The sequence below is a fragment of the Tolypothrix sp. PCC 7601 genome, from assembly GCF_025677855.1.
Lineage (GTDB): Bacteria > Cyanobacteriota > Cyanobacteriia > Cyanobacteriales > Nostocaceae > Aulosira > Aulosira diplosiphon.
Genome location: NZ_CP064879.1, coordinates 5,084,672 through 5,103,967, shown reverse-complemented (window position 1 = coordinate 5,103,967; position 19,296 = coordinate 5,084,672). Strand labels below are relative to the sequence as shown.

The window sequence follows — 19,296 nt, the reverse complement described above, 5'->3', positions numbered from 1 at the left end:
CGATTACCGATTACCGATTACCAATTACCAATTACCAATTACCAATTACCAATTACCAATTACCAATTACCAATTACCAATTACCAATTACCAATTACCAATTTTGAATCGGAAGCTTCATCAAAATCGGAATCTGAATTTGGAATTCTGTACCTTCATCTGGTGCTGAAAGGCAGAGTAAATGACCATTATGCATCTGAATAATTTGGTAACTTGCTGTCATTCCAAGGCCTGTCCCCGAACCAACAGGTTTATTAGTAAAGAAGGGATCGAAGACTTTTTTTCTGACCTCTTCGGTCATCCCACAACCATTATCAATAATCCGAATCATTATTTCATCACTATTTAAAGCTTCAGTAATAATCGTAATTTTTCCCTGATATGCATCTAAACTATTAATTTTTGTCTTTATTACTAAATTTATAGCATCGATAGCATTATTTAAAATATACATAAACACCTGATTAAGTTGCCCAGGGTAGCATTCTATTTTGGGTAAATCACCATATTGTTTAATAAGTTGTATATCTGGATTACCAGCTTTACCTTTCAAGTTACTTCTTAACAGTAGCAGTGTACTATCAAGTCCTTCATGAACATTTACTTGTTTGATTTCCGCTTCATCTAATCGTGAAAAAGTTCTTAAAGATTGAACTATTTCACTAATACGATTTGCTCCATTGGTCATAGAATACAAGACTCTCGGTAGGTCTTTTTGAATAAAATCTAAATCAATTTCATCAGTATAATCTTGAATCTCTGTTGGAGGTTGGGAATAGTTTTCTTGGTACAGTGAAATCAAATTAATCAAGCTTTCAGAATATTCATTAGCAATAATAGTATTGCCATAAATGAAATTCACTGGATTATTGATTTCATGGGCAACACCTGCAACTAATTGTCCCAGAGAAGACATTTTTTCAGTTTGTACTAATTGAGCTTGGGTATTTGCCAGTTTCTGAAGCGCAATTTGCAACTGTGCAGCTTGCTCTTGGGCTATCGCAGCATTTTCCTGAGATTGTGTCATAGCTGCTTTTAATTCAGATGTTCGTTCTTCTACTCTAATTTCTAACTCTTGTTTGGCTTTCAAAAGTGCTTCTTCTACCGATTTTCGCTCAAGAATTTCCATTTTGAGTTGAGAGTTAGCTGCTTCTAATTGAGCTGGGCTTGGTAAAGCTAATGCTTGGGGAACAATTGGTACTAAAATAATAGCTGTGTAAACCGAAACTGACGCTGTAAAAAATTTAATAGCGCCAGATAACCAATAAGTCGGATGCCATAGTGTCCACACTTCCATCACATGGGTTGTACCGCAAGAAACAATAAATGTTCCAAATAATAAAAGTATCCATTTGAAGGGGAAATCCTCTCGTTTCTGTGCAAAGTAAACAAGGGTAATAGGGATAGAATAATAAGCTATGGCAATTAAAGAATCAGATATAATGTGCAACCACACTAATTTCGGTTGCCAAAGATAACAATGACCATGTGGGATAAATAAGCCATCACCAAAAAAGCTTTGCAATAATTCCAGCATTGATGTGCTATTAAGTATAATTTGTGCTACATTTCACACAAATTATACGCGCACTAGAAACAATTGTCTTTTAGTTATATGAGGTAGGGTGTGTTGTCGCGCAGCGCAAGGCACCAAAAGCTTGCTGACAAAGCAATTTTGCGTATTAGAAAAGTTGGGAGATGTGCGTTACGCTATTTATCTTGAGATAAATGCCAAATCTTAATAATATTATCAGCACTACCACCGCTAGCAATAGTTTTACCATCAGGGCTGATTGCCACAGAATAAATATAACCAGAATCTCGCTTCAAAGTCCTAATTTCTTTTCCTGTTGCTGTATCCCATAATTTGATAGTGTTATCACTACTGCCACTGATCAGGGTAAAATTATTTGTGGTTTTACTATCTCCTATTTTGGGTACATAAACCACAGAATTTACCTTATCAGTATGACCCTTTAAAGTACGAATCGTTTCTCCTGTTACCAAATTCCATAATTTAATTGACTTATCTTTACTGCCACTAGCTAAAGTCAAACCATCAGGGCTAAAAGCTACAGAAATAATTAACTCTGAATGTCCTACAAAATTCCGAATTTCTTTTCCTGTGGCTACATTCCACAATTTAATTGTTTTGTCCCAACTGCCACTAGCAAGGGTGCTACCATCAGGACTAAAAGCCACTGCAGAAACTGCCTGTTTATGTCCTTTTAAGGTGCGAATTAGCTGACCGTTTGAGACATTCCAGAGGTTAATTGTCTTATCGATGCTGCTACTAGCTAATGTTTTACCATCCGGGCTAAAAGCTATCGATGAAATTCCATCAGTATGTGCTTTTAATGTGTGGATTACTTCCCCATTAGCAAGATTCCACAGTTTAATAGTCTTATCTGCACTACCACTAGCTAAGGTTTTACCATCAGGACTAAAAGCCACAGCCCAAATCCATTTTTTGTGTCCCTTGAGAGTTCTAATTTCCTGATTGCTGCTCAGATTCCACAACTTAATTGTATTATCATCACTGCCACTAGCTAGAGTTAAACCATCAGAGGCAAAGGCGACAGTATTAACATCACTAGCATGACCTTTAAGAGTTTGCGGTTGATCAGCATTTTCTGTAACGTTTGCTGGTTGACTAGGGTTAGCAAATCTAGTTACTTGTTGGGGACGAGATTGTAAATACCAAATTCCACCTAATCCCAGTAGTAAAATAGCAGTACTGATGAATAGTCGATGTTGAAGATAGAAGTTTTGAGTAGGGGATGCAGGTTCGATAATTGTTGGTGGTACTAGTAAAGGCTTATATGTTAAGTCTTGAATCACTTCATCGGCTGAATGATAACGCTGGTTAATTTCTGTTTTTAAAAGTTTGTCTAGCACCTGATCCACATTGACATTTAAAGCTACTCCATCCCTATCTTGATTTGCTAAATATTCGTGCCAAGAATTAACCCAACTGTAGCCTTTTTGCATCCACAGTTGCGACGGTCGAATTCCACTGAGTAAATGAAAGCAAGTTACACCCAAACTAAATAAATCGCTCGATGGATAAGCTTTCCCATCCTGCATTTGTTCAATGGGAGTATAACCATGAGAGCCAATAGTAGTGCCAATTTGAGTATGTACTGTTGCTGTTAATTGTTTTGAGGAACCGAAATCTATTAAGACTAGTCGCCCATCAATTTGACGGCGAATAATATTTTGGGGTTTGATATCCCGATGAATGACACCACGCTCATGAATAAACTTGAGCACGGGTAGTAAATCTAGCAAAAGTTCGACTATTTTACTTTTGTTGTAAATTATCCCTTGTCGTAATTCTTGGAGTAAATTATGCCCATTGATATATTGCTGTACTAAAAACAGATAATTATCTTGTTCAAAGTATGCTAAAAGTGTAGGAATTTGCGGATGTTCCCCTAATTTTTGCAGTTGTTTAGCTTCATCTTTAAATAGCTCAACAGCTTTCTTTAATGTAGAAGAATCCTGGATTTTAGGTGCAAATTGTTTAACTACACACCATTCGTTTAGCTTGTCCGCATCTTCCGCTAGATAGGTTCTACCAAATCCCCCCTCATCAGATAGTACTTTAATTACACGATAACGGCCCCTTAATAACGAGATCAATGGTTGATGACAACTTAGGCAAACTTCTTGCCTATCTTGATTTAGAGGATTGGGGCAATCGGGATTCAGACAGCAGATCATACTGGGAACCCATTTGCAGTTTGTGTATATATTAATTCATGACTAATAATTTTGCTATTAAGTTGCCAAAATTATTTTTTTGTAATCAGAAAGTAATCTATAGGTAACTTAGCAATTTAGAATTAAAAAATAAATTCTTTTTAGAGTACTACCAGCAGCATCCTCACTGTTGAATATGGTTTGTTGTGGATGAGCATATATACTCTCACTATTTCAGGGTGAAGTAATTTTGCATTTTGAATGGGATGACACCATTCAGATTTTTTGGGTTGGGCAATGATTTTTAGCCCAATTGCAGTGCCTAGCCTCAGCTTAATTGAGGCAATAAATGAGGAGTGAAAAATGCTAGAGAAAAATCATAAAAAATATCTTTTGCGATCGCACTTAGGTGTAATATTTTCCCTGAGTAGTAGCTTGTTACTAACCAGTTATTCTCTACCTATTGGTGCTTTAACAATTCCCCAATCTACAGTAAAATTTACTATCGCTAAAACACCAGATGAAAGGCAACCGGAGGCTGTAGAACAAGGAATTGAACAGATTCCTACTACTCCACCACCTGCATCTTCACAGCCTAAGCAACCTATTGATTCACCCATACCGCCACGTGTACCCCCTGCAACCACAAATTCTGCACCAGCGCCTACTTCTCAGCCTAGTCCATCTCAACCAGTAGATACCACACCAGCACCTACTCCCAAACCGAGAACTTCTCAACCAGTAGATACTGCACCCGAACCTACTCCCAAACCGAGGACTTCTCAACCAGTAGATACCACACCAGCGCCTCAACCCTCAAATAATGGTTCTACCCGTCCTAGTCCTAGTCGTTATCAACCAAGTACTCAACCATCAACAGGTAACAGGCCAAATCGCCAGCCTGCGCCAGTTTCTCCACCGAAAAATCTCAAATACAAGCCAATTAACTTTGTAGATTTCGCCTTCGGTATTTTAGGTAAAGGTGATTTCCAGTCTCAAGGTAGGTATTTTCACTTCTATCAATTTGAAGGGAGAGAAAACCAACTCATCCAAATTCGCCTAGGTGGTAGTACTGATACACGCCGTTCTAATAACTTGAGTCTCACCCCTTATATGTTTCTGCTTGACCCCGATAATAATGTTATTGTCAAACGCAGCAGCGCCCAAACAACAGGCGGGATTAAAGATGCATTTGTATTTGTGAGACTACCTGTTCAAGGCACATATACCATCGCAGTTACTAGTAGTAACCCAGGAGATACAGGCCGCTATAGTTTAGCACTGAGAAATGATAGGGCTAGCTATAATTTAGACGAATCTGGTGAACTAACCGCCCAAAGTCTTACCCTCAAGCAAAATAAAAACCCCTACAATGTATCTAAGTTTGAGGGGAAAAAAGATCAGCTAGTTAGTATTCGTGTAGATAGCGTTTTTGAAGAATTTTCTCCTTATCTAGTCTTATTAAATTCTCAAGGCAAAATTGTTGCTACGGATAATGGTAAAGATGGTAAGTATAGCGCCCTGATTGACAGAGCTAGGTTGCCTGAAGATGATACTTACTATGTCGTGGTAGTTTCTAATAATCCGCAACAACGTGGTAGATATCGCTTGACGATGTATTAGGGATTGGGGACTGGGGAACTCGGGGCCCCCTCTGGGGATAAGGGGTAATGGGGATTGGGGATTGGGGATTGGGGAACTCGGGGCCCCCTCTGGGGATAAGGGGTAATGGGTAATGGGTGAAAATATCAAACACCCGACACCCAAACCCAAGCAAAATAAGTTCTTAGGGACTTCCTGAAAATAAATTATCCAAATATAGTCCGAGAATATTTTTATTTTCCCCCTGCTCCCTGCTCCCCAGTTGTGTCAACTTAAGCTAAAAGCTATATAGGGCGGGCGTTGTACAAATACCTCGCGCCCTCATCCCCTAACCCCTTCTCCCCCGGGAGAAGGGGAACTAAATCTCTTGCTCCCGTCTCCCTGTGGGAGAGGGGCTGGGGGTGAGGGCAAAACCTTGCAACCAAGCGGGTTTCACCTTAAGTTGACACCACTGCCTGCTCCCTGCCCCCTGCCAAGAAAAGTTGGAAGTCCCTTACTGTACTACTGGCCAAACTTTGATAGTGGTGTCTTTGCTAGCACTCACAACAGTCTTGCCATCTGGGTTAAAGGCTACAGCCCAAATTTTGCTTTTATGCCCTGTTAAAGTCTGTATTTCTTGCTTTTCTGGGACATTCCACACTCTGACGGTACCATCCCAGCCACCACTGACTAGATGTTTGCTATCGGCACTGAAGGCTACAGACCAAACTCTTTTGTTATCACCTCTGAGGGTAGTGATTTCTCTTCCTGTTGAGGCATTCCATAGTTTGATTGTGCCATCCCAACTACCACTAGCTACGGTTTGACCATCTGGACTAACGGCTACGGAATTAACTACATCAGTATGACCACTGAGGGTATGTATGACTTCTCCAGTGGAAATATTCCACAGTTTGACATTCTTATCAAAATGATTGCTACTAACAACAGTATTACCATCTGGACTAAAAGCTACAGAATTAAATATGTCGCACTGTCCTTTGAGTGTGCGTATCACTTCTCCAGTAGCCACATCCCAAACTTTTAGGGTTTGATCCCAGCTAGCACTAGCCAATTTAGTACCATCTCGGCTGAAGGATATAGATTCAACAGATAAGAGATGTCCTTTGAGAGTGCGGATTTCTTTACCACTAGCCACATCCCACAACTTAATCGTCTTATCTAAGCTACCACTGGCAAGAGTTTTGCCATCTGGGCTAAACACTACGGAATTTACCCAGTTAGTATGACCTTCTAGAGTCCGAATTTCTTTGCCTGTAGCTAAATTCCACAGTTTGATCTGATTATCTGTACTTACACTAGCCAAGGTCTTACCATTGGGGCTGATAGCAACGCCTTTCACCGATCCAGAATTGCCTTTGAGAGTTAAGACATCTGATACTGGAAGTTTTGGAGAAGATGTCTCACCAGTGGCAACGGAGGGAATGTCCGAAGACACAACGCCCCCGACTCCCGAAAGCAGGAAGACTGTGGCTGTGAGGACTCGCAGTGCGGAGTTAGTTTTATTTACAGACATCGCAGATCTCCCAGTGGCATTATCCTTATGCTGCACAATATAGCAAGCATTTCGATAGAATTACTGACTGTATAAAAGAGTATTATATTGTAAGCTCAGATTTTTTACTTACGTATATACCAAATCTTTATAGTATTGTCCTCACTACCGCTAATGATGGTTTGACCATTAGAACTAAAAGTAATAGAGTTTACAGTATTTCTGTGCCCATTTAGTGTTAAGATATTCTCCCCATTAGATAGATTCCACAGTTTAATTGTGCGATCGCGGCTCCCACTAGCTAAGGTTTTACCATCTGGACTCATAGCTAGAGATGTAACTGTATTTACATGACCAGAGAGGGTGCGAATTGCTGTTCCATTAGATAAGTTCCAGAGTTTAATTGTGCGATCGCGGTTGGCACTAGCTAATATTCTGCCATCCGGACTAATAGCAAGCGATGTAATAGTTTTTCCATCCCCTACGAGGGTACGAATTGCGTAGCCTTTAGCGACATTCCACAGCTTGATAGTCTTGTCAAAACTACCGCTAGCCAAAATTTGACCATTTGGACTCATAGCAATCGATCGCACCCAAAATTCATGTCCTACCAAGGTGCGGATATGCTTACCCGTTTCCAGATTCCACAGTTTGATGGTGTTATCATCACTTCCACTAGCAAGGGTTTTACCATCGGCGCTAATTACTAAAGCATGAACCGAATCTGTATGTCCTTCCAAGGTACGGATTAATTTACCTGTGGATAAATTCCAAACTTTGATAGTGCTGTCCTCACTACCACTCACCAAAATTTTGCCATTAGGACTAATCGCCACGACATTCACCCGTTGGGAGTGGCCCTTCAAGTTGGAGACTTCCTTACCAGTGGCGAGATTCCATACTTGGATTGTGCGATCGCTATTACTTGCTAGCAACCGACCATTAGGACTAATAGCCACAGATACAATGCCATTGTCGTTGGTTTGTAAGGTATTAGCCAAGGAAATGTTCCCCAAAGCTATCTGTGGCTGATCCAAAACTGCATCGCTGCGATCGCGATGATTATGAACTTGAGTCAGGCGAGAAGATAAATTGGTTTGGAGTTTGTATAGTTGTTTATACCAAGATTCGCCAAATCCAAACAGTAGAGTTGCTGCAGATGTTAAGACCAAAAGTCTGAAGAAGTTATGTTTTTTAGGTAAACGTTGGGTTTGAGTTTTTGGGGTTTTACCAGTTAATTTAACAGAAGGCAGCAGTCGCAGTGGTTGTTTAAATGACAAATCTTTGATGACTTCATCAACTGATTGATAGCGGTGGCGGATATCTTTTTGTAACAGCTTATCCAACAGCTTATCCAATTCTGAATTCAGGGGACTACGCAAATATTGTCGCCAATTTGTCACCCAAGAATATCCATGTTCTGTCCACAATTGAAAGGGAGAAATTCCTGTTAATAAATGAAAGCAAGTAGTCCCCAAACCAAATAAATCACTAGCAGGATAAGCTTGACCATCTCTAATTTGTTCAATTGGCGAGTAACCATGAGAACCAATAGAAGTACCAGTTTTATTTTGGACTCTGGCTGTTAACTGCTTTGAGGAACCAAAATCTATTAAACATAAGCGTCTATCACTATGACGGCGAATAATATTTTCTGGCTTGAGATCGCGATGAATAACTCCGCGAGCGTGAATAAATTTCAGAATCGGGAGTAAATCATTTAAGATTTCGATAATTTCTTTATCTTTATAGGTTTTGCGTTTGTGTAACTCCGTTAACAAATTATGCCCATTAATAAACTGCTGCACTAAATATAGGCAGTGATCTTGCTCAAAATAAGCTAAAAGTGTGGGAATTTGCGGATGTTCTCCGAGTTGTTGCAGGCGTTTAGCTTCTTCTGCAAATAACTCCATCGCTTTTTTTTGTGACCAAGTTCCTTGGAACTTCGGAGCTAATTGCTTGATCACGCAACGTTCATGTAGTTTATCTACATCTTGTGATAGGTAAGTTCTACCAAATCCCCCCTCATCAGAAAGCACGCGAATAACACGGAAGCGATTTCTTAAAAGGCTGATGAGTGGGGTATTACAAGATTGGCAAAACTTATTTTCATCAGGATTTAAAGGATTTGAACAATCGGGATTTAAGCAGCAGATCATGATGTGACAGGCGCTACTGCATGACAATTTATGCTAAGTTTGACCCGCAATTTCCCTGTTGGTAGATTGGCTCTGTTGTAGTGGTGGTAGAAAATCCCTGTATTGGGAATGGGGAATTACTTAATATAGTCAGCGTTTGTAGATTATAGTCAATTTTCCTCAATTTGGGGAAAACCAAAAGAGCCAGTAGAATTATTTCTCGATTATATAATAATCTAATTTGGCAGTATTGTAAAAAAGCAAGTCAGAGAATATTTACTTGGCTATGGCAATCCGATTTGATGTCTGAAATTATGGGTTTGGGTAGGAAAACGAGAATAATTGGTATAAAGTATACGGATTTTTTCACCAATCAAATATCAGATCTATATCATTCGCTACCCAAAAATTTAAATATTACTGAAAACCCGAAATAAAAAGATGGCAGTATGGAACGAAAAGTAAATTAGCTTTAACACCTGTTCCCTTTTGCTTACTGCCTTTTACTTAACTTTATGTAAGCATTGTTTCAAATTATTGTATGCTTCTTTTTCCTTACGTTTTTCTTTCCATTCTCGAATCGCGATCGCAGTTCTTTGAATAGAAGGTAAGTACATCTGTGAAGTAGACTCTTTTGCTTTGGTTTTATTAATAACTCTAGGGGTTTGGATAGCTAAACATCCAGTTAATGCGGGTGCATACTCTTCCCACTCTAAAGCTCTTTTCAATTCTTCAACTGTTTGAAAACGCTCTTTTAAAGAAATCTTGAGCATTTTACCTAAAATTTTGGCAAAATTGCTGCTAACATTAACTTCTTGTTGCCAGCAAACTTCATCATTATTGTGATCGTAGGCAAATTCTAGAGGCCCTTTACCAGTTAGTAAATAAAGACAAGTCATACCTAGCGCATAAATGTCACTAGCATAAACAGAATGTAGAGAAAACTGTTCTGGTGGTGCAAATCCTATCGTCCCCACAAAAGTACCAGTAGCATCATCATCGCGAGAATTTCCACAAACATCAGCTAATTCTTCTTTGACTGCACCAAAATCAATCAGCACAAACCTTTGGTCATATTTGCAACGTAATAAGTTCTGAGGCTTGATATCACGATGCATGATTTGATTTTCGTGCAGATACTCTAATACTGGTAATATTTCCTTTAAAAACTGCTTAACTTCAGCTTCGTTTTTTGGCCCGTTGCGTTTCACATCGAAGGCTAAATTATAACCATGTATATACTCTTGAACTAAATAAAAGGTGCCATTAACCTCAAAGTAGTCTAACAGCATAGGTATTTGAGGATGACTACCCAATTTTGCTAAAGTTTGTGCTTCTTTTTCAAATCTCTGATAAGCTTTTTCCCAAATACTGGTATTAGTTACCTTAGGAGAAAGTTGCTTAATTACACACCAAGGTTGACCTGGTAATATTGCATTTTTTGCTAAATAGGTGATCCCAAAACCACCTCTACCTAAAATTCTGACAATTTCATAGCGATCGCGAAATAGCTCTTGAGTTCCGCACATCTGACTCAGTCGAGTTTGCTGCAATATAGACTCGTGGAAATACTTCATTTGCGGGGAAATTATATTCATCTCTCAAGAATTACTACTCTCTGCTTGCCTTTAATTTACAGATAAAGACAACTGAGCGCTAGTAGAAATACTATATCTTTGCTAAATCATGATATTTGACACTGTATAAATACAAAACAGCCCGTAAAAATTTTAAAAAGATATAATATTTTTCAAGAGAAATTAAGTGGCTTACTAGTAAGCAGTAAAACGCTGCATATTAAATGGTTATATTCCTGCTAAATAATTTAATTCACCTATTGTAAAAGACTTCACAAATGTCCAGGTGATTATGAGTTTTTAATAAAAAATGCGAAATCCACTAAATATTTACGTAATTACCGAATATAAAGGCGTATTCTATTGTTTAATAAAATACAATTTAGGACACAGTCTAGGCTCGAATAGCACTTACTTAAGTAGACGAGGTGGGGAAAGGGAAAAGGTTAAAGGGGAAGGGTAAAACACAAAACCTTTCCCCTTTACCCCTTCCCCCAACTTCTTGCTGCCAAATCCCTTTGTTTTGAAACCCTTTTGTATGCTTGAATTTCACACAATGGCGTACAAATGTACTATAATGATAGTATAGCGCCCACAAAGCCTGTTGAAGTGCAAAATGGCTCTGTAGCAGTTTTCTGGAAGATGGATTAAAAATTCTATGATGAAGCACTACATTCTCAACCTTAATCCCACTGCTAAACATGAATGGGATCGGTGTATTTTGCGCGATCCACTCACTGCAAAACGCCCAGATATTGCCAAAATAATTGCTGATGCGGTTGGTGCTGATACAGGCAGTTATTTAGTGAGTGTGAACATCGAAGTAACTGTTTTGGAACAAGCGGCTGTACCACAAGCTGAACAACTATCGCTCTCATTCTCAGAGATAAATAATCAATCGCAACTAAGAGAAGTGGCGTAATTACTGCGAAAGGCAAAGTGCTGAATTTTTACCCCTCATTTCTAATTATATATCAATCACAAATTAGCGGTGAAAGATTAAAGTTTGCTCCCAGAATTTTTCACCAATTCGCTAGTAAAGCTATAGCAATATAGCTAGATTTTCGGTCAATATTTTTGGCAAGGAAGATTATTTGATGATGCAACTGAGTTATTATCCAGATGCAATAGTTCAAGCTGCCCAAAGAGTGAATGAAATAGACTCTCAGTTAATGGCAGTTCAACAGCAAATTAACCGATTTGAAGGCAATGCTGATCGTAGCGCCTCTTTTGATATGGATTTGAAAAACGATGCTCAACGCAAAGCACGTCGTTTTGAAGTGCTGCTGGTGAATCAAGAATACCAAAAAGCAATCGACACCCAAATTAGATTAACTGGTGATAAAGCAAATGCGATCGCTCATTTGGAATATTTGCGTAACCAGTTTAGTGTCGCTAAGTTGGAAGCGAGATTAGCGATTGCTCAACAATTAACTAATTTTGAATCTCGCGAATTAGTTGGATTGTAATTAATTCAGCTAAATCCATCTAATTTGTAGTAAAAAAATGTAGCAAAAAACGTAGGTTTGGTTTTCTTGCTGCAACCAAACACTGATATCCAATTGGGTTTATAAATTCTTCGATGCGTTACGAAGTTCGTCACGCATCCTACTGGGCCAATACTTGTCGGTTAAGGGCAAAAGGGGAAGGGGAAAAGGGGCAAGATAAAACCTTTAACCCTTACCCTTTCACCTTTTCCCCAAACCAAATTTCGAGTTAAAAATCCTTAACCGAGAAGTATTGCCTACTGGGCTGACACGCCTAAAATAGTGCATAAAAAAAACTCTTGTGGGATGGGTGTCTCACGCGTCCAGGGCGGACAAGATGTCTACCCCACAAGAAAAATTATTGCCACATTTTAGCTATGTCAGTCCACTACTTTATTTATAAATTTGCTAGAAGTGATGGCGATATTTGTTCAGGAAATTTAGAGGATAATAATTGAGCAATTTGTTGATTAATATTTGTCACATCAAAACGCTGACTAGCAATATTTCTCGCATGATTCGCCATAGCAGTAATTTTATCTGTGTCTTGCAAACAGATATTAATTACTTGTGCTAATTCCTCAGCTTCGCCAGGATTAACTAAAAAACCATTAATTCCCGGTTCTACTAATTCTATTGCACCCCCAGCTTTGGCTGCGACTACAGGTGTACCGCATAGCATCGCCTCAACAATGACTCTACCAAAGGGTTCTGCAAAAGTGGAAGTATGAGCAACCAAGTTACAAGCTGCCATTAATTGCGGAATATCAGCACGAAATCCTAAAAACTTGATGCGGTTTTCTAGCCCTAATTTAGCAATTTGTTGGTGTAATTGTTGCACATAATCTTGTTCACCAAAAAGTGCATCGCCAACTAAAATTGCTGTTACTTCTTCGGGACATTTGGCAATGGCATCTATTAAAATATGTTGCCCTTTCCAAGGTGAGAGACGGCTAAAATGTCCTACTACAAATTTTCCTGTCAGCCCTAATTCTGCTTTTAATTTTTGTATATCAGACTCACAGGTTTGATAAATTTTTGAGTCAAAGCCGTTATAGACAACTGCAGTAATATCTTCCCGTCCGCCTGCTTCTATAAATGCTTTCTGACTCGCTTGAGAATTAGCAATAACTAAAGATGCAAAATAATTAGCTAAGTTAACAGCAATGCTGCGGTTAGTTTGGCTGAAATGCTCTTTTGAGAGAATATCATGCAAATGATAGACCAGAGGACGACGAGCGAAAAAACTTGCGATCGCACCAATAACTAATGCCTTTTGAGTATTGGCGTAAATAACATCATAATCTTGAGCTATCTGTACTACCTTGGCGATGAGAGGTATAAGTTGCTTAAAACTGGCTAATCCTTGCAGAAAGCTGCTAGATTTTTGCACAGAGATAGCTTGATTGGTTAAAACCTCCACCGGAATCTGATGCTCTTGGAGTAAAGTTTTAAAAGGCCCATCAGCAAATAACCCAACAAGAGAGCGATCGCGGTAAGGTTTAGCAATATCTATCAAACATAATTCTGCGCCCCCTGGCTTACCACTTTGATCTAAAAACAGAATTTTCATAATTGGTGTTTGGTGTTTGTTGATGGGTAATGGGTATTTCTCCTTCATCTCCCTCATCTTCCTTATCCCCAGTCCCCAGTCCCCAGTCCCCAGTCCCCAACCTCCTCTCACGCCAATAAAACTTCCCTCACCTGCTGGGCTATTTTTTGCCAGTTGAAATGCGTGGCTGCGTACTGGTGACAGGTTTCTCTGGAAGGGATTGGTAACTTTTGCAGTAGTGCTTGTTCTAATTTTTCAGCAATGGCTGAGGCTGCGGTGGAAGTGGTAAGTAAATCTGGTGAGAAGGATGATAGAATTTCTGGCATTCCGCCAACGGGGGTACAGATAACGGGAGTACCACAGGCTAAGGATTCTACGACTGCTAATCCAAACCCTTCAAAAGATTGGCTGGGCATGATTGTGAGATCAGCAGCTTGGTAAGCTAAGGGTAAATCCTCATCAGGTAAAAAACCTAAAAATTTAACGTTATCCTCTAGTCCTAATTCTGTAGCTTGCTGTTGTAGTGCAGCTTGGATATGACCGCGCCCTGCGATCGCTAACCACACATCAGGTATTCTGGGCTTAATAGTTGCGATCGCTTCCAATAATTTATCTACCCCCACTCGATGCACTAAGCGGCGGGATGTAAATAATATTGGACGGTTATCAGGCCAGTTTAATTTACTTCTGGCATCTTGCCGTGATAAGTTGGCTTGAAATCGCTGAATATCAACGCCACCGGGAATAACGTGAATTTTGCTCCAGGGAATTTGATATTGTTGATGGAGAAGATTGCCAAAGGCTTTGCTGAGGACAATAAAGCGATCGCAGCGTTTATAGGTGCTTTGTTCTATCAGCCAGCGCTTTAGCAAAACTTTCAACATTTGATTTGCTACTTCTTGCTGACTTTCAGAAGCCCAAGGGCCATGAAAATTAAAAGTAATTGGTACTCCTTTGGGCAAAATATCTAAAATTGGGAAGCTATATAATGCAAAATGCAAATTAATAGCATCCGGTTTGCCGATTCTAGTTTTGCGAAAATTACTACGAATTGACCATAAACGTTGCCAAATTGGAACATCAGGTTCAGCTAAGTTAGTTAATTTTATAGGCAGATTTTCTATATTTGGTAAACCAACTCCACATAATTCTACATGGTCTTGATTCGCTGCTAATTGATGAGTTAGTTCGTAAATATACCGTTCTAAGCCTCCAGGTGTTTTGGGAAACCAGCCCATTCCCAGAGTGAGAATAGATGCTGAAGCGAAATTGTCTGTGTTACCTTCCACCTATGTTACTCCTGTGTTCTGTTGAACTGGCTTCCTCGCATTTTCATACCAAGCTCAACCCTGCTTTTGAATTCAACAATAAATTGCTGTTGCTAGTACTTTTATTCGGCGCTTTAGCATATCATCAGCACTTTTCACTGCTATTGCTATGAATATTTTTCAGCCAATTTATAGCATCATCAAATTTGTTTTTAACAATTTTTTCAAAAATTGCCAAACATCAATTAAGAATAATTTAGATAGAATTTTCTGTTATAAGCGATATATTTTTCGCTGTCAAGAACTTTTTATTAGTGTTGTTATTAACTGTTTAACAGCATCAAAGATTAATATTATACTTTTATAGCTGGTATATAATGCATTCAAAATATTGCAAATATGGGGTTTTATATTTTTAATAACTAGCTATTATGTCATCTTCATCACCATCAAATAACAATACCAGGATAAATTATTGTCAGAGCTTTTGGTAAAAATTGATGCATTTAACAAAAATCTGTATTGATTTTTACTATATTTTTAACTCATAGAGTAAAGATTAATACTGATAAAATTTACCTTAAAAAAATAATGTGTTTTTTATAAATTTTTGGTGAACATAAAATTATATCTGTCAAGTTTTTGTTATTTATGTGTATATTCTTTTAAAGGAAGATTAATCATGATGATTCAATAATCTATGCTCTACAGGTAGACAAATTTAATTAACAGACCGCAAAATAAGTAAAAGAATCAATAAAAGTTAATCTTCTATTAAATACACCAGGGTTTTGACAGTTAATTTTAATTGGTGCTGACCTATAACGCCGATTCAGTATTCGGTCAATTTTAGCAAATTCTAGAGCGGGTAATAGTTCTTGTCAGGGTTGTAACAAAACATCTAGTACAAGTCGGCGTAAATAGCGCAAAGTTGGCGGTGTCGGTTTCCGTCCCGCCAAACTTTGTAAGAGAAACAGACCATCTGTAATTGCTAAAAGGCTTGTGCTATAACTATTCTTTCTTTTGATTTTGACTCCTGCGGAGTCTGACTTTTCACGGGAAGTCCTCAAGCCTCCAAAAAGCGTGGCTTTTTCCACAGGTTGATTCTCAATAACTCTAAGTTAATGAAAATAGCTAACGGAGAAATCAGGGCTTGGGAAACCATCAAAATGACCTTTTCCACATGCCGTGAAAAGTCAGCTGCGGAGTTCGCCAGTTGCTTTATGCCGACGGCACTTCCTTCAAGTCGGCAAAGCCGCCCAACGGAGTGCCTTGGGAACCCGTCCACCGCACTGGCTCACTTTTGACTTTTGCCTTGTTGTACTAGTATTACCCAACAGATAATATGCTTGGGTTGTATTCATGAATCGGGGTTATAGTAGTCTGCTAACCCAACTTTAAAAGCTGATCATCAGTCAATTTATTGGCGTTGAGCAGCCATAAAGTGCTGACTATATAACTGGGAAAGTTTTGTTATTTTATCACTAATTAAATATCTAATTATTTAGATAATCATGATTCAAAAAAGCAATGTATGAAATAGTACACTGCAGTTAGCTAATTGATTAATTTAGGTTTTAATTGCTAAGTAATAGGTTGCGATATGCTCTGCCACGCTACAAATAAAATTTTAAGCATCAGCACCAGATACCATTGGAGATTTTATGAACTTTAGCTTCGTGCAGAAAATTCAACTTATCTGCTACAATTTTGCAAATTTTATTAAAACGCTGTTTCTCCAACGTAATTCGCGACAGAGAAAAATGTTGACATTTTTACTCTGTCTCACAATGGGAGTTGTTTTCGCTTCTTTTAGCATGACAACACGTTGGACTGTGAGTGGTTCGCCAACCAGCACTTACAAAACATCGTGGATTGGTAATACTTTTGGCGGTGGAAAATATTGGGTACAAAATAATATAGATGCAATGTATGTTGCTGCTAATGGCACTGTATATACCAATAGTATTTGGGATGAAGCAGGTAGAGAAGCAGGAATATATAAAGATGGCAAGATTGTGGGTATGCTGGATGATACCCACGGTTGGAGTCGTCTGGGTGGCAAAGCTATAGCAGTTAATCACAAATATATTTACTTAGCTATAACCCAAGGTTCTATAGGTAAAACTGAGAAAGATTATCCTCCAGATGGCACAAATTGGTATTGCGTTAGAAGGTATGATTTATCTGGTAAACCTGCGCCATTTTCTGGGGGTCGTGGTTGGGATAAAAGTATGTTAATTATCAGTCAGAAAGCTGAATTGACAGGATTAGCAACTTTTAAAAAAGAATTATATATAAGTGATGCTGCGGCAAATCGGATTCGCGTTTATAGTACCGAAACGATGAAGGAATTACGCAGCTTTAGCTTTGCTAGACCTGGTGGAATAATTGTCAATAGCCAAGGTAATCTGTGGATTATTCAAAATAAAAATAGTAGTAATTCTGCCAAGATTTTGCATTATTCCCAGGATGGAAAAAAACTCCCACAAGAGATTACGAAAGTTGTCGAACCAACTGCGATCGCACTCGATCCTCAAGGCAGACTGTTAATAGCCGATAATGGGCCGCGTCAGCAAATATTGATTTATAACGTTACTGAAAAGCCAACACAGGTTGGGACTTTCGGCATTAAGGGGGGGATTTTTGCAGGTAATCCGGGGGAAGTTCAAGATTTGAAACTTTACGGGATTACAGCAGTAGGTACAGATGCAGCTGGAAATATCTACGTTAGCAATAATGGTTTCCACAGACCGGGGACTGATTTAAGGAAGTTTTCACCCTCAGGAAAAAAACTATGGCAATTGTTGGGATTGCTATTTGTGGATAATGCAGATGCAGATCCTCAAACTGATGGCGTTGATGTGTTTGCCAAGCAAGAACACTTTGTCATGGACTACAGCCAGCCGGCTGGGAAGAAATGGACTTTTAAAAATTACACTCTCAATCCCTTCAAATATCCTCAAGATCCACGTCTGCATACATCCCCAGATGGAACATTTATCAGGCGTATCAAAGGTAAGCGCTTTATGTTCCTCACAGATATGTATAGCAGCTTTTTGCAAATTTATCGTTTTGATAATAGCAACAAAAGCAAAATCGCGATCCCATCGGGAATGTTTGTAGGTACGAACGCCGAAGGTAAACAATCAATCGCTGGTAACTGGCCACCAAATCAACCAAAAAAAGGCGAATGGATTTGGCGCGATCGCAATGGTAATGGTGGCTTCGATTCAGGAGAGTATGATACTAGCGAAGATTATCCCTACTTCGGCGGCTGGTGGGTAGACAGTAAAGGCGATGTCTGGAAAACCTTGCGGACTCAAGATGGTATTGGTATTCGCCACTATCCCTTAAAAGGACTAGATGAGCATGGCAACCCCATCTATACTTATAGTTCCATGCAAAAGTACAAAACCCCCAGCCTATTTACCGATTTGCGGCGGATTGAGTATTTCCCGGATACAGATACGATGTATTTGTCAGGCTTCACCACCGATCATCCCCCAGTTGGTGATGATAGTGGGGTGGTTGGTTCTGAGATTGTCCGCTTTGATAATTGGAGTCAACAAAAAGACAATCCTACTCCCCGATGGCGCACCGTAGTACCTCATGACACCACAGGGAAGCGCGAAGTCTCTACAATGTCCATGAGTGTAGCCGGAGACTATGTATTTGCTGTGACATTAAAGACAGCAGAAGTCCATGTATACAACGCCGCCACCGGAGTACAAGTAAAACAGTTTAAACCCGGCCCAGAAGTTGCAGGTGAAAGCGGTTGGATTGATATTCCCCACGGTATCCGCGCTTTTCGCCGTTCAGATGGTGAGTATTTAGTGTTTGTAGAAGAAGACTGGAAAGGCAAAGTACTGATCTATCGCCTGCGAGGATAATCTTAATTTCCATCTTCCAAGTTTTTAGATACCCAACTTATTCAAAAAGTTGGGTATCTAGACACCGCTAAATTTCACAAATTCTTTATGAATTTATATACATAATTTTGCAATTATATATAACCCATATTTGATTTTTGAAGCTCAAGTAGTCCAAGTAGGATGCGTTAGCGATAGCGTAACGCATCAGTCCAAAAGCTTTTCTTGCGTTACTAATATAGAACTCGCCATATTTATTACAAAATTATATTCATAAGTATAAATTTTATTGCACAGTTTATATGACTCATATTTGATTTTTGAAGTTCAAGTAATGGACTGACACAGCTAATTTGATGCAATAGCAAAAATTCATCGGCTTACCCTGCGGGCGCGTCTAAATCGGCGTTTATCTGCGGTTAATTTAATCAAACCTAATGCACTATTTTAGCCTTGCCACGCCTAGGATGCGTTAGCGATAGAGTAACCATTTCAAAAACTTTTTTGCTGAGATTTTTTCAGAAATCGACTTGCATTAATATATATGTATAATTTATGTTTATTATTTTGCGTAATTGGCTATTTTGAATTATCTACAAA

At 39.0% G+C, this 19,296-nt stretch carries 12 protein-coding genes; 4 read left to right on the top strand and 8 right to left on the bottom strand.

Annotated elements, in window-relative coordinates:
• Positions 1–94 precede the first annotated feature (94 nt).
• On the bottom strand, positions 95–1,537 hold the full coding sequence (locus tag HG267_RS20895; protein WP_081584112.1) for a sensor histidine kinase: 1,443 nt from the start codon (positions 1,535–1,537) through the stop codon (positions 95–97).
• A 173-nt stretch (positions 1,538–1,710) separates the two neighbouring features.
• A complete protein-coding gene (locus HG267_RS20890) occupies positions 1,711–3,726 on the bottom strand; it encodes a serine/threonine-protein kinase (RefSeq protein WP_045873307.1) in 2,016 nt (671 codons plus the stop codon).
• A 342-nt stretch (positions 3,727–4,068) separates the two neighbouring features.
• Here HG267_RS20890 and HG267_RS20885 point away from each other — a divergent pair, with 342 nt between their 5' ends.
• Positions 4,069–5,328, top strand: coding sequence for a pre-peptidase C-terminal domain-containing protein (locus HG267_RS20885; protein WP_045873308.1), 1,260 nt, complete (start codon positions 4,069–4,071; stop codon positions 5,326–5,328).
• 472 nt (positions 5,329–5,800) lie between these two features.
• On the opposite strand, the gene HG267_RS20880 is transcribed toward HG267_RS20885, so the two are convergent.
• From HG267_RS20880 to HG267_RS20870, 3 genes are all read right to left on the bottom strand, one after another.
• Positions 5,801–6,823, bottom strand: coding sequence for a WD40 repeat domain-containing protein (locus HG267_RS20880; protein WP_045873309.1), 1,023 nt, complete (start codon positions 6,821–6,823; stop codon positions 5,801–5,803).
• 104 nt (positions 6,824–6,927) lie between these two features.
• Positions 6,928–8,961, bottom strand: coding sequence for a serine/threonine-protein kinase (locus tag HG267_RS20875; RefSeq protein ID WP_052335356.1), 2,034 nt, complete (start codon positions 8,959–8,961; stop codon positions 6,928–6,930).
• 482 nt (positions 8,962–9,443) lie between these two features.
• On the bottom strand, positions 9,444–10,538 hold the full coding sequence (locus HG267_RS20870) for a serine/threonine-protein kinase (RefSeq protein ID WP_045873310.1): 1,095 nt from the start codon (positions 10,536–10,538) through the stop codon (positions 9,444–9,446).
• Positions 10,539–11,175: 637 nt separating this feature from the next.
• Here HG267_RS20870 and HG267_RS20865 point away from each other — a divergent pair.
• Complete coding sequence (locus HG267_RS20865; RefSeq protein ID WP_045873311.1) at positions 11,176–11,439, top strand: hypothetical protein; 264 nt, start codon at positions 11,176–11,178, stop codon at positions 11,437–11,439.
• A gap of 175 nt (positions 11,440–11,614) precedes the next feature.
• Complete coding sequence (locus HG267_RS20860) at positions 11,615–11,986, top strand: hypothetical protein (protein ID WP_045873312.1); 372 nt, start codon at positions 11,615–11,617, stop codon at positions 11,984–11,986.
• Between the two features lie 415 nt (positions 11,987–12,401).
• Here HG267_RS20860 and HG267_RS20855 read toward each other — a convergent pair whose 3' ends face one another.
• The 3 genes from HG267_RS20855 to HG267_RS20845 form a co-directional block, all read right to left on the bottom strand.
• Positions 12,402–13,577, bottom strand: a complete 1,176-nt coding sequence (locus HG267_RS20855; protein WP_045873447.1) for a glycosyltransferase family 4 protein — start codon at positions 13,575–13,577, stop codon at positions 12,402–12,404.
• A gap of 107 nt (positions 13,578–13,684) precedes the next feature.
• On the bottom strand, positions 13,685–14,794 hold the full coding sequence (locus HG267_RS20850; RefSeq protein ID WP_045873448.1) for a glycosyltransferase family 4 protein: 1,110 nt from the start codon (positions 14,792–14,794) through the stop codon (positions 13,685–13,687).
• Between the two features lie 911 nt (positions 14,795–15,705).
• Positions 15,706–15,921 (bottom strand): hypothetical protein, encoded by a 216-nt coding sequence (locus tag HG267_RS20845; protein ID WP_045873314.1) that lies wholly within the window; start codon positions 15,919–15,921, stop codon positions 15,706–15,708.
• A gap of 666 nt (positions 15,922–16,587) precedes the next feature.
• On the opposite strand from HG267_RS20845, the gene HG267_RS20840 reads away from it, so the two are divergent.
• Positions 16,588–18,717 (top strand): hypothetical protein, encoded by a 2,130-nt coding sequence (locus HG267_RS20840; protein WP_228045674.1) that lies wholly within the window; start codon positions 16,588–16,590, stop codon positions 18,715–18,717.
• The last annotated feature ends 579 nt before the right edge of the window (positions 18,718–19,296 follow it).

Bases quoted from the DNA above. Each gene is read 5' to 3' on its own strand.
- HG267_RS20885 (WP_045873308.1), top strand. From the start codon at position 4,069: ATGCTAGAGAAAAATCATAAAAAATATCTTTTGCGATCGCACTTAGGT.
- HG267_RS20870 (WP_045873310.1), bottom strand. From the start codon at position 10,538: ATGAATATAATTTCCCCGCAAATGAAGTATTTCCACGAGTCTATATTG.
- HG267_RS20860 (WP_045873312.1), top strand. From the start codon at position 11,615: ATGATGCAACTGAGTTATTATCCAGATGCAATAGTTCAAGCTGCCCAA.
- HG267_RS20850 (WP_045873448.1), bottom strand. From the start codon at position 14,794: ATGGGCTGGTTTCCCAAAACACCTGGAGGCTTAGAACGGTATATTTAC.
- HG267_RS20880 (WP_045873309.1), bottom strand. From the start codon at position 6,823: ATGTCTGTAAATAAAACTAACTCCGCACTGCGAGTCCTCACAGCCACA.
- HG267_RS20895 (WP_081584112.1), bottom strand. From the start codon at position 1,537: ATGCTGGAATTATTGCAAAGCTTTTTTGGTGATGGCTTATTTATCCCA.
- HG267_RS20865 (WP_045873311.1), top strand. From the start codon at position 11,176: ATGATGAAGCACTACATTCTCAACCTTAATCCCACTGCTAAACATGAA.
- HG267_RS20840 (WP_228045674.1), top strand. From the start codon at position 16,588: ATGTTGACATTTTTACTCTGTCTCACAATGGGAGTTGTTTTCGCTTCT.
- HG267_RS20875 (WP_052335356.1), bottom strand. From the start codon at position 8,961: ATGATCTGCTGCTTAAATCCCGATTGTTCAAATCCTTTAAATCCTGAT.
- HG267_RS20890 (WP_045873307.1), bottom strand. From the start codon at position 3,726: ATGATCTGCTGTCTGAATCCCGATTGCCCCAATCCTCTAAATCAAGAT.
- HG267_RS20855 (WP_045873447.1), bottom strand. From the start codon at position 13,577: ATGAAAATTCTGTTTTTAGATCAAAGTGGTAAGCCAGGGGGCGCAGAA.